Below are 11,432 nucleotides of genomic sequence, written 5' to 3'. Positions count from 1 at the left end.
GCCGTCGTGCCATTGAGGAGATTTTGGATCGGCAAGAGCATCGTCTGCTTGTTGTGGTCGGGCCTTGTTCGATTCACGACGCCCGTGCCGCTCGCGACTATGCGGACCGTTTGGCCCGGTTGGCGCAGCAGGTTGATGACACACTCCTGGTGGTGATGCGGGTTTATTTTGAGAAGCCGCGTACCACCGTGGGGTGGAAAGGGCTGATCAACGATCCGCGGATGGACGATTCCTTCCACATCGAAGAAGGCTTGCGGCTGGCCCGAGAACTTCTGGTGGAAGTGGCCGAGCTTGGGTTGCCCGCCGGAACCGAAGCGTTGGATCCGATCGTGCCGCAATACGTCTCCGATTTGATCAGTTGGTCGGCCATCGGAGCACGCACGACGGAGTCCCAGACTCACCGCGAGATGGCCAGCGGCTTGTCGACGCCCGTGGGCTTCAAAAATGGCACGGACGGGAGCCTCGATGTGGCGATCAATGCCCTACACTCGGTGAATAGCCCGCACAGTTTTCTGGGAATCAACCGGGATGGCCGTATTACGGTCGTTCGCACCCGTGGCAACGCCTACGGACACATCGTGTTGCGCGGCGGAGCGAAACCCAACTATGACTCGGTGAGCATCGCGTTATGCGAGGATGCGTTGGAAAAGGCCGGTATTCGTCCGAACATCGTGGTGGATTGTAGCCATGCCAACTCGAACAAAGATCCGGCCTTGCAGCCGTTGGTGGCACGTAACGTGGCCAACCAGATTCTTGAAGGTAACCGTTCCATTGTGGGAATCATGTTGGAAAGTAACCTCGGCTGGGGCAATCAGAAGATTGGTGATGATCCGAAGCAGTTGGAGTACGGCGTATCGGTCACCGACGCATGTATTGATTGGGAATCGACCGAAAAACTGCTGCTGGAATTGAAGGCTATGCTGAAGGATGTATTGCCTCAGCGCCTCAGTACCACCGCCGTTTCTTAGCCGTTTGATCAACCGGATCGCGGCGGCTGGCGGGAAAGGCCAGTGGCATCGCGAATAGGAGTGAGAATGAGCATCTTGTATGAGTTTTCCGTCCAGACGATCGACGGGGAAGAGCTGCCGCTGGATAGTTATCGCGGCCAGGTGGTTTTGGTGGTCAATGTGGCGAGCAAGTGCGGTCTCACGCCGCAATATGCCGGGCTCGAGGCATTGTACCGGGCGTATAAGGATCAGGGCCTGGTGATTTTAGGACTGCCTTGTAATCAGTTTATGAATCAGGAGCCCGGCGACGAGGCGACGATCAAGAGCTTTTGCCAGTCCAAGTATGACGTGACGTTTCCGCTCACCAGCAAAATTGAAGTGAATGGTGATCAGCAGCACCCGCTTTACGCTTGGTTGACGAGTGACGGCGGTGGTTACCCAGGCCCGATCAAATGGAATTTCGAAAAGTTTCTCATCGGTAGATCAGGGTCTGTGCGCGGAAGGTATGCGCCCACAACCCAGCCCGATGATTCAGCGCTTCGTGCTGATATCGAAGCCGCCTTGGCTGAATCTCAAGCCCTGTAAGGCGGCTGATCGCTACGACCAACCGCTTCTCGGATTCAGGGGCATTTCTTCGGCCATGGCTTCGTAGATCCCGCGTTCCTTGTCGTTTTTCGGGTATGGCGTGTGGATTTGCAAAATCACGTATTGGTCACCCGCCGGCTTGCCGGGCAGGCCTCGACCCTTTAAACGAAGTTTCTGGCCGCTTTGGCTGCCGGGCGGGATTTTCAGCTCGACGCTCCCACCCAAAGTCGGGATTTTTATCGTTGCTCCCAAGGCCGCTTCCCAAGGCGTTAGCGGAAGGTCGAGTCGCACATCCCGCCCATCGACCTGAAACCAGGGATGGGGTCGCAGCTCGATCTCCAAATAAAGGCTACCGGCATGGCCGCTGCCCGGTCCCCGTTGCCCTTGGCGGGGAACGCGGATTTTCTGACCCGCTTGCACACCCGCCGGTATCTTGACGCTGATTTTGCGTGTCCCGGTGGGTGTTTTTATGCTGATTTGGCGGGTCGTGCCGCGAAACGCCTCTTCTAGGGATATGTCGATCTTGGTGTGCTGATCTTCGCTTGTTTGTCGGCCCCAGGTTTCACGAAAGGCACCGCCGCGGCGGTCGGCATCGCCAAAAATGGCTTGGAAAAAGTCGCTGAAATCGCCGAATCCACCTCCGCCGGAACCAAATCCGAAACCGCGATCCCAGCCGGGTGGCGGCCGAAACTGGTCCCCGGCCCGGTATTGGTGGCCGAACTGATCATAGGCTTTTCGTCGTTCGGGGTCGCGCAGGGCTTCATAGGCTTCGCTCACTTCCTTGAACTTGGCCTCGGCATCCGGTTCTTTGCTCACATCCGGGTGGTATTTTCGGGCCAGCTTGCGGTAGGCGAGCTTGATCTCGTCTTGAGAGGCATCTCGCGCGACACCCAAGATTTGGTAATAGTCTTTATATTTCATACATCACGGTTCATTGAGCAGCGGCGCATCGCAGGGCGCCAAAACACCGGTTTTTTCAGCTATTACATTGGGGCGGGCGTTGCCAGTTTCAACCGGAAAAAGCGGTGCGTTCCGATGTTGATGGCGACGCGCTCCAAGTCGTTTCGTAGACGCCGATGGTAAACTAACGCCCCGATGGTGGGTTTATCACAGGTGGTGGCTGTTGACGCTGGATAGAAAGTTTTGTGTTGCACCGATGCTCGAGTATACGGATCGCCACGCGCGTTATCTGTTCCGCGTGATGAGCCGCCATGCTCTACTCTACACCGAGATGGTCACAACCGGTGCCCTGCTCCATGGCAAGCCGGCTCGCTGGCTCGACTATTCTGACTGCGAACATCCATTGGCCCTGCAACTGGGTGGGAGTGACCCATCGGAGCTTGCGGCGTGCGTACGTCTCGCCGCGCAATGGCGTTACGATGAGGTCAACTTGAATGTGGGTTGTCCCAGTGATCGGGTGCAAAACGGACGTTTTGGCGCCTGTCTGATGGCACAGCCGGACCGGGTGGCCGATTGCGTTCGTGCGATGCGAGAGGCCGCCGATTTGCCCGTCACGGTTAAAACCCGGATTGGTATCGACCACCAGGACAGTTACGAAGCGCTTGTGGCATTCATCGCAACCGTGGCTGATGGCGGTTGCGATACGTTTATCATTCACGCTCGCAAGGCGTGGTTGAGCGGACTGAATCCGAAGCAGAACCGTGAGATTCCGCCCTTGCGTTATGAGACGGTCTACCGGCTCAAACGCGATTTTCCTGGCCTTGCGATTATCATCAACGGCGGCTTGAATGATCTCGACCAAGCCAAATCGCAGCTCGCATACGTGGACGGGGTGATGTTGGGGCGTGCCGCTTATCACAACGCGTACTTGCTTAGTCACGTCGATTCGGTTTTTTACGGCGAACACAGCGAAGCAATCTCGCGCGCGGAGGTGATTTCCCGCTACCAAGCCTACGTGAACGAGGAGCTCGAGCGCGGCACACCCTTGCGCCACATGACGCGGCACTTGTCAGGCCTGGTTCAGGGGGTGCCTGGGGCGCGGCGTTTTCGCCGTTACCTGAGCGAAAACGTCCATGGCTCGGGCGCATCGGCGGCGGTGATATCCCAGGCGTTGGATCTGTTGCGCTCAGCGGCTACGGCCAGCGCTGTCAGTTGAACAGGCGCTCGAGGATCCGGAAACCGCCGATGTAGGTTCCCGCTGCGGAACCGAATGTGACGAACAAAAATACCAGCAAAGTGCGCGAGACCCGATTGCGCCACCAACCACGCAGTTGCGCGACGTCCGCACGCAGGTTGCTGAAATCGAGCACCCGTGGCTTGCGCAACCATACTTCCAGTCCGCCGGCGACGAAGCCAGCGCCTATGGTCGGATTCAAGGACGTGATCGGTGCCGCCAAAAAGGAGCCGATGATGGTCAAAGGATGGGCCAGCGCCACCAGCGCGCCCAGTGCGGCCAGGGTTCCGTTGATGAGCACCCAGTCCCCGACCAATTGCCAGCCCAGGTCCGGGCTGCGGGCAAAACCGATGGCAAAACCGGTAAAAATAATCCCAACGATGATCCAGGGAATCGCTTTTGGCCATCGGCGCGATGGCGGAGTAGCCGAGAGTTCGGCAATTTCCTCGGAAGGCGTCTGCGACGGGGCGGCGCGAAGTTGTTTGACCAGACCATCCATGTGTCCGGCTCCGATCACCACCAAAATGTGTCCGTGGGGGTGTCGATCGATTTCTTCGCGCAGACGAGCGGCCATGTAATGATCGCGTTCTTCAATCAGCGCGCGGTAGAGATGCTCGGATTGTTCGGCGAACTCAGCGAAGGCTTGGTGCAACATATCGCCTTGTTTGAGCTGCTCGATGTCTTCTTCCCGGATCTGCTCTCGGGACAGCAGGCTGGCCAGCAACCCGGCCACTAAGACATGGCGTTGCCACCAAGGAACGCTGAAGTAGATTCGGCGCATCGTCACGCCGACATCACGGTCGATGAGCAGCAGTGGCAACTGCGCGGCTTCGGCGGCATTGGCGGCGGCCCGCATTTCGCCGCCCGGGTCGACACCGAGTTGGTCGGCAAGACGTTGTTGATAGGCGCCAAGGGCCAGGCTGGCGGCCACTAGCCCGGCTTTGCCTTCCCGAATCACCTGGATCAAATCCATTTGCGCGATGGAATCGGGACGGGTCAGGGCATAATGGCGGCTCGGACACAGTTCAATCGCAACGGCATCGAAGTGATTGGACTCGATCAAGTGCTTGACCGCGTCGACGCTGGATTGGGAGACGTGGGCGGTTCCCAGTAGCGTGATTTGGGTGTCACCGACGGCGACTGAAACAGTGGGCTCGGATACCGCGAAATCGTTCATACTCGGGTTCTACTTGCGGTCAGTACAAGATATAGATCGCATGCGAAGCATGCCGGCAGGCGCCCACGGTATCAAGCCATTGTCGACGGGTAAAGAACAGCAGAACGGTGCGTGAAAGTGGATTTTTCTCAAGCTTACGGCCTGCTACGTTCGCTCTGGATGTATCACGCCTACCCGGGTCGCCACCGGCGCGCCGTGCAATTCTATGGTCAATTCATCCGTCCGGGTGATCTGTGCTTCGATGTGGGCGCGCATGTCGGCGGGCGGGTGCGTGCCTGGATCGCGTTGGGCGCTCGGGTGGTTGCCGTCGAGCCTCAACCGCAGTGTTTGGCTTGGCTTGAGCACATGTATGGACGATCTGACCAAGTGGAGATTGTTCCTGCCGCCCTGGGAACCGAAGCAGGAAACGCCACACTTCACATCAGCCGCCGCACACCGACCGTCACCACAATGTCTGATCGGTGGATTGAGAGTCTGTCATCGGTTCGGTCGTTTCGGAGGGTGTCATGGGATCGGCAGGTGGAAGTGGATATGTTGACGCTCGATCACCTGATTGCGCGATTCGGTGAGCCGGCATTTTGCAAAATCGATGTGGAGGGTTTCGAGTATGAGGTGCTTCAGGGGCTAAGCCGGCCCTTGAGGGCATTGTCGTTCGAGTATCTTCCGGCCCGGCCGGATTTGGCTATCGCCTGTCTGACATACTTGGCATCTTTAGGCAATTACCGGTTCAATCGGTCTTTGGGCGAACAAATGCAATGGTTCGAGCCCGAGTGGCTGGGGGAGCGAGCGATGATCGAGCAGTTACAGCAAATCTCGCCCGACAGTATCTCCGGTGATGTGTATGCCCGGCTTGAATAGTTATTTTGGGTCGGTCGTGGCGGCGTCAGGTGCGTCGCGCACGAAGGCCGCCGACTGATACAATCCGTCCCCGGCGGCAGCGTACATTTGCGCAGTGCCTTGGCAGTTTTGAGCCGTCCACCATCGTTCGCGAGAAGGGTACGTGTAATTTCATGAAGGTAACAGTTTTTGGCAGCGGCTACGTGGGGCTGGTGACGGCAGCCTGTTTTGCCCAGATGGGCAATCAGGTGATGTGTGTGGACATCGACGAGACGAAAGTGGAGCGACTGCGCCAAGGCGACGTACCCATCCGCGAAAGCGGCCTCGACGAACTCATCGCCCAGGGTATCGCGGCCGGCAACCTCATTTTTACGACCGATGCGGCGGCGGGTGTCGCCCACGGTTTGTTCCAGTTCATCGCGGTGGGAACCCCGCCCGACGAAGATGGGTCGGCCGACTTGCGGCACGTGCTTGCAGTGGCCAAGACCATTGCTCAGCACATGGTGGACTATCGGGTGGTGGTGAATAAATCCACTGTACCGGTGGGCACGGCTCGGCGTGTGACTGACACCATTTCGGAGGTGCTGGCTAGCCGTGGGCAACAGATCGACTTCGCCGTGGTTTCCAATCCGGAATTTCTCAAAGAGGGCGACGCGGTTCAGGATTTTATGAAGCCCGATCGCATCATCGTCGGCAGTGAGGACGAGCGGGCGGTTGCTGACATGCACCGGCTCTATGCGCCTTTCAATCGAAAGAACGACCGCATGCTGGTGATGGACGCGGTCTCGGCCGAATTGACCAAGTACGCGGCCAATGCCATGTTAGCTACCAAAATCAGCGTGATGAATGAATTCGCCAACATCGCCGAACGGGTGGGTGCTGACATTGAACACGTGCGTATCGGTTTGGGGTCCGATCCCAGAATCGGATTCCACTTTATCTATCCGGGCGTGGGTTATGGGGGATCGTGTTTTCCCAAGGATGTCAGCGCGTTGATTCACACCGCACGGGGTGTGGACTATGAGGCGCGGATTCTGCGCGCCGTCGAGGCCGTGAACGGGGATCAAAAGCGCCGCCTCTTTCAGAGGATATTGGCTCACTTCGAAGGCGATCTTTCCGGTCGGACTTTCGCCCTGTGGGGTTTGGCGTTCAAGCCGGGCACCGACGACATGCGAGAAGCGCCCAGCCGTGTGTTGATGGAGGCGCTGTGGGCTGCGGGAGCCCGAGTTCAGGCTTACGACCCCGCCAGCATGGACGAGACCCTGCGACTTTATCCTGATCATCCCCATCTCACACTATGCGAGAACCATTGGGATGTCCTGAACGGCGCCGATGCCTTGGTGGTGGTGACCGAGTGGAATTTGTTTCGTAGTCCGGACCTGGGTGAAATTGCCGCCCGTTTGAAACAGCCCGTGATATTCGACGGCCGCAATTTGTATGACCCCGTGGCCCTGCGGGAGCTGGGTTTTAGCTACTACGGGATCGGCCGTCCGGTGATCAACGGAGTCGACAAGGGCTGACCAGCGCCAGACGCATTGCTTAGGAGGCGGCAATTGCCTAAGGAGTCAGCACACTTGGGCGTCATCGGAATTGTGACCGGTCTGACCGCATTTGCTGTTTTGTTCTGGACCGGCGAGCACTTGGGCATGCCCGAAAATGCCGTTCCGGTGGCAGCGCTGGCGGTTTTGATGGCGGTTTGGTGGGTGAGCGAAGCGATTCCGCTGGCCGCAACCGCGCTATTGCCCATCGTTCTTCTGCCTTGGCTGTCTGTCTCGTCGCCCGCCGAGGTCGCCAATGCCTACGCCAATCCCCTGATTTTTCTTTTTCTCGGTGGGTTTCTCATTGCCATCGCCATGCAACGGTGGCAGTTGCATCGCCGCATCGCCTTGGAGACCATTCGTCGCATCGGCTACCAGCCGCGACGTTTGTTGCTGGGGTTCATGTTGTCCACCGCTTTTTTGTCCATGTGGATCAGCAATACTGCAACCGCACTGATGATGCTGCCCATAGCCTTGGCCATCAGCGAGGTCGGCGATAAAAGATTCGCATCGCGGCTTCTGTTGGCCATCGCTTATGGCGCTTCCATCGGCGGCGTGGCGACGCTCATTGGCACACCGCCCAATGCCATTCTCGCCGGTCTCGCCTACGAGCTTTATGGCTACTCGATCGGATTTGCGCAATGGATGGCCTTCGGCGTTCCTTTGTCTGCTGTCATGCTGTGCAGTGCGGGATGGTACCTCACCCGGCGCATGGACTCGTCATTCGAGGACCAAGGGGGCGGGCAGGGCAGCGGCCAACTGATTGCAGACGAACTCGCCCGCCTGGGACCCCTGTCTGTTCCCGAGCGGCGGGTCTTAATGGTGTTCTCTGCCGTGGCTGGCCTTTGGATTATTCGGGATTTTCTTCCCGCCGAATGGTTTGGCCGGATCGACGATGCAGGCGTGGGTCTCTGTGGTGCCTTGTTGCTGTTTATCAGCCCGTCGGGTCGGCCGGGGCAGCGCTTACTGGATTGGGAATCGGCCAAATCCGTGCCTTGGGACGTTCTGATCCTATTCGGTGGGGGGTTCGCGCTGGCAGGCGCGTTTCAAAGCACCGGCCTCAGTGAATGGTTGGGTCAGCGTTTGACCTTGCTCGAGGCCATGCCCACCGTCCTCATTTTGGCGTCCACCGCGGCGTTGGTTTTGATGTTAACGGAGCTGACGTCCAACACGGCGACCGCAACCCTTCTAATCCCGGTTCTGGGGGCGTTCGCTGCGGCCGCCGGCTTGCCTGTGCTGTCGTTTATGGTGGTGGTGGCAGTGACGTCGTCTTATGCCTTTATGCTACCGGTGGCCACGCCACCGAATGCGGTGGTCTTTGGCAGTCACCGTCTGTCGATCCGTGAAATGGCGCGTACCGGCATCGTCCTGAATCTGATAGCGTTGGTGCTCGTTACGCTGTTTGTGATGCAGTGGTTGCCTAGGGTCTGGCCGATCGGGATCAGCGTGACGACGGGTTGAGTACGCGGTGACGACGGGCGCGGAGAGGGTAATGAGTAACGAACCACTTCGTATTTTAGTGGTCGGTGGTGGCGCTATCGGTGGCTTCTATGGGGGGTTGTTGGCCCGCCAGGGACACGATGTCGCCGTGGTCTGCCGCGGAAACTACGCCCAAGTGCAGCAAGGCGGGTTTGATATTCAAAGTCCCTTGGGGCATTTGTCCTTTCGCCCCAGCGAGGTACTCAGCAGTCCCGCGGATTATCGTGGATTCCCTGACTACCTGCTGCTGTGCGTAAAAGTGATCGATGGACTTGACCGGGCGGCGTTGATCCAGCCGGCGGTGGGGCCCGAGACCACCCTCGTGTTAATCGAAAACGGTATTCACATCGAATCGGACATCGCCGCCCGGTTTCCCAACAACCCGCTGATCAGCGGGTTGGCGTTCGTTGCCGTGAGCCGGGCCGCGCCCGCCGGGATCGTCCATCGCGCTTATGGTGATTTGGTGCTGGGCTTGTATGGCGATGCCCCGGGTGTCGGCGCGCTCGAACGCTTGGCCGAAGCATTCCGACAAAGCGGTATTGCCTGCGACATCACGGATGATGTCGAAACCGCGCGTTGGGGTAAATGCGTTTGGAATGCGTCGTTTAACCCGGTCTCGGTTTTGGCGGGTGGTGTTGATACCGCCACGATATTGAGTGCGGAGGGCGGCGAGCGATTGATCCGCTCGGCGATGAGGGAAGTCACCTTCATAGCCGCTGCCGAGGGTCACCCCTTACCAGATGAGGTGGTGGATCTGAACATCGAGCGTACCCGGGCTATGCCGCCCTACAAGACCAGTATGGCGCTGGATTTCGAGCACGGTCGTCCGATGGAGGTGGATGCGGTGCTGGGCCGAGCAGTTAGTGCCGCGCATCGATTGGGAGTGCCGGTTCCGGTTTTGGAGACGTTGCTGCAGCTTATGAAAATTCAACAGCGGCGAATGCAATCAGTGGCCTCGCAGGGAGCCTAAGAAGCTAACACATTGGTTTGATAAGGCACTCGAGTGAGGCAGGCATCCAGAGAAGATGCCACAACATACGCGTTAACCAAGAGGAGACAAGTCGTTATGGCGACCTACGGATTTTGGGCATGGGCCGCACAGGACCCGGATCGTTTGGCGTTGGTCACGGATGATGGCGAAGAGATGAGCTTTGGCGCATTGGGGCGACGGGTCAACCAGCTTTCCCATGGCCTGCGTTCGTTAGGGCTCAAGCGGGGTGATCTCGTTGCCGTGCTGTTGCCCAACGAATCGGCGTGGATCGAGGTTTTTATGGCGACACAGCAAATCGGGCTGTATATGACCGCCATCAATTACCATCTCACCGGGCCAGAAATTGCATATATCTTAGAGAACTCCGAAGCCAAAGCCTTTGTCGCCAATGCACGTTACGCCGAGGCGGCGCGGACCGCTGCCGAAGCGCTCAAATTCCCGGTGGACCGACGTTTCAGCGTTGGCGAGATCAGCGGGTTTCGTCCATATGCCTCGCTGCATGAGGGACAGCCCGAAACCGCCCCTCCCGACCGCGAAGCAGGACAGTTGATGCTGTATACCTCGGGCACCACCGGTCGGCCCAAAGGGGTGCGCCGCGCACTCACGGGGGGTCCCCCCGAAGCCGCCGCCATGATGGGCAGTATGCTCAGTGCGATGTTTGATATTAAGCCCGGGGAAGGGGTCCATCTGGCGCAAGGGCCGCTTTATCACGCGGCGCCTGGCGCCTTCAGTACCGGCGCCATGCATCAAGGGCAAAGTTTGGTGCTGATGGACAAATGGACGCCGGAGGGTTGTCTGGAGCGGATCGAAAAGTATCGGGTGACCGCAACGCACATGGTTCCCACCATGTTCCATCGCTTGCTTAAGCTGCCCGAAGAGGTGCGCGCGCGCTACGACGTATCGAGTCTGCGCAGTGTGATTCATGCGGCGGCGCCCTGCCCGGTGGATACCAAGCGAAAAATGATGGAATGGTGGGGGCCGGTGATCTATGAATACTACGCGGCCACCGAAGGCGGTGGTGCCTACGTCAAGCCCAAAGAATGGCTGGAGCATCCGGGTACCGTGGGTCGTGCCTTTCCCGGCGCCACACTCAAGATTCTGGATGACGATGGCGGCGAGCTAGGACCCGGCGAAGTGGGCACCATCTATATGGGATCGCCGATGGGTGAATTTGAATACTACAAGGACAAGGATAAGACTGAAAAGGCGCGCCAGGGGGGGATGTTCACCGTCGGCGACATGGGGTATCTGGACCAGGACGGGTGGTTGTACATCTCCGATCGCAAGACCGACATGATCATATCCGGCGGGGTGAACATCTACCCGGCGGAGATCGAGGCCGTGCTGCACCAGCATCCGAAAGTCGCGGACGTGGCGGTATTCGGAGTGCCCGATGAGGATTGGGGGGAGTCCGTCAAAGCGGTGATCGAACCGCTTCCGGGTGTGTCGTCGGGGCCGGAACTGGCGGAGGAAATCCTCGAGTTTGCCTCCCGTCACCTGGCCAGCTACAAGATTCCGCGTACCGTAGATTTCAATCCCGCTTTGCCGCGTTTGCCCACCGGCAAGCTCTATAAGCGCTTGCTTCGGGATGAATATTGGAAGGATGCGGGAAAGAAGGTGTGATGGCTTTGGATTCGCGCAATGGGTTTTCCGGCGGAATAGTACGAGCCTCTAGATATCCCTGGCGGGTCAGTGTACCGTTACGGGTCGCGGGACGCGGCCGGGCCCAATGTCGGTTCCCATG

General features: G+C 58.6%; 10 protein-coding genes. 8 read left to right on the top strand and 2 right to left on the bottom strand.

What is annotated here, in order from left to right; translation table 11 throughout:
- On the top strand, positions 1-968 hold a 968-nt coding region (locus SVU69_11000), incomplete at its 5' end, for a 3-deoxy-7-phosphoheptulonate synthase (GenBank protein MDY6943520.1).
- A 66-nt stretch (positions 969-1,034) separates the two neighbouring features.
- On the top strand, positions 1,035-1,532 hold the full coding sequence (locus SVU69_10995; GenBank protein MDY6943519.1) for a glutathione peroxidase: 498 nt from the start codon (positions 1,035-1,037) through the stop codon (positions 1,530-1,532).
- A 12-nt stretch (positions 1,533-1,544) separates the two neighbouring features.
- On the opposite strand, the gene SVU69_10990 is transcribed toward SVU69_10995, so the two are convergent.
- Positions 1,545-2,453: a DnaJ C-terminal domain-containing protein gene (locus tag SVU69_10990; GenBank protein MDY6943518.1), complete on the bottom strand. Its 909-nt coding sequence runs from the start codon at positions 2,451-2,453 to the stop codon at positions 1,545-1,547.
- A gap of 202 nt (positions 2,454-2,655) precedes the next feature.
- Here SVU69_10990 and dusA point away from each other — a divergent pair, with 202 nt between their 5' ends.
- On the top strand, positions 2,656-3,648 hold the full coding sequence (gene dusA, locus SVU69_10985) for a tRNA dihydrouridine(20/20a) synthase DusA (GenBank protein ID MDY6943517.1): 993 nt from the start codon (positions 2,656-2,658) through the stop codon (positions 3,646-3,648).
- Here the strand turns inward: dusA and SVU69_10980 are convergent.
- Entirely contained in the window at positions 3,641-4,843 is a 1,203-nt protein-coding gene (locus SVU69_10980; protein ID MDY6943516.1) for a TraB/GumN family protein, read from the bottom strand. The two genes, dusA and SVU69_10980, sit on opposite strands and share 8 nt — an antisense overlap.
- Positions 4,844-4,954: 111 nt before the next feature.
- On the opposite strand from SVU69_10980, the gene SVU69_10975 reads away from it, so the two are divergent.
- The 5 genes from SVU69_10975 (at position 4,955) to SVU69_10955 (ending at position 11,311) form a co-directional block, all read left to right on the top strand.
- Positions 4,955-5,701: an FkbM family methyltransferase gene (locus SVU69_10975; protein MDY6943515.1), complete on the top strand. Its 747-nt coding sequence runs from the start codon at positions 4,955-4,957 to the stop codon at positions 5,699-5,701.
- 152 nt (positions 5,702-5,853) lie between these two features.
- Positions 5,854-7,200, top strand: coding sequence for a UDP-glucose/GDP-mannose dehydrogenase family protein (locus tag SVU69_10970; protein ID MDY6943514.1), 1,347 nt, complete (start codon positions 5,854-5,856; stop codon positions 7,198-7,200).
- A 33-nt stretch (positions 7,201-7,233) separates the two neighbouring features.
- Complete coding sequence (locus tag SVU69_10965) at positions 7,234-8,679, top strand: SLC13 family permease (protein ID MDY6943513.1); 1,446 nt, start codon at positions 7,234-7,236, stop codon at positions 8,677-8,679.
- 31 nt (positions 8,680-8,710) lie between these two features.
- Positions 8,711-9,667, top strand: coding sequence for a 2-dehydropantoate 2-reductase (locus tag SVU69_10960; protein ID MDY6943512.1), 957 nt, complete (start codon positions 8,711-8,713; stop codon positions 9,665-9,667).
- 96 nt (positions 9,668-9,763) lie between these two features.
- Positions 9,764-11,311, top strand: coding sequence for an acyl-CoA synthetase (locus SVU69_10955; protein ID MDY6943511.1), 1,548 nt, complete (start codon positions 9,764-9,766; stop codon positions 11,309-11,311).
- The last annotated feature ends 121 nt before the right edge of the window (positions 11,312-11,432 follow it).

This window comes from Pseudomonadota bacterium (genome assembly GCA_034189865.1).
Lineage (GTDB): Bacteria > Pseudomonadota > Gammaproteobacteria > UBA5335 > UBA5335 > JAXHTV01.
Note: the sequence above shows the minus strand (reverse complement) of the source record. Positions and strands in the feature narration are given on the sequence as shown.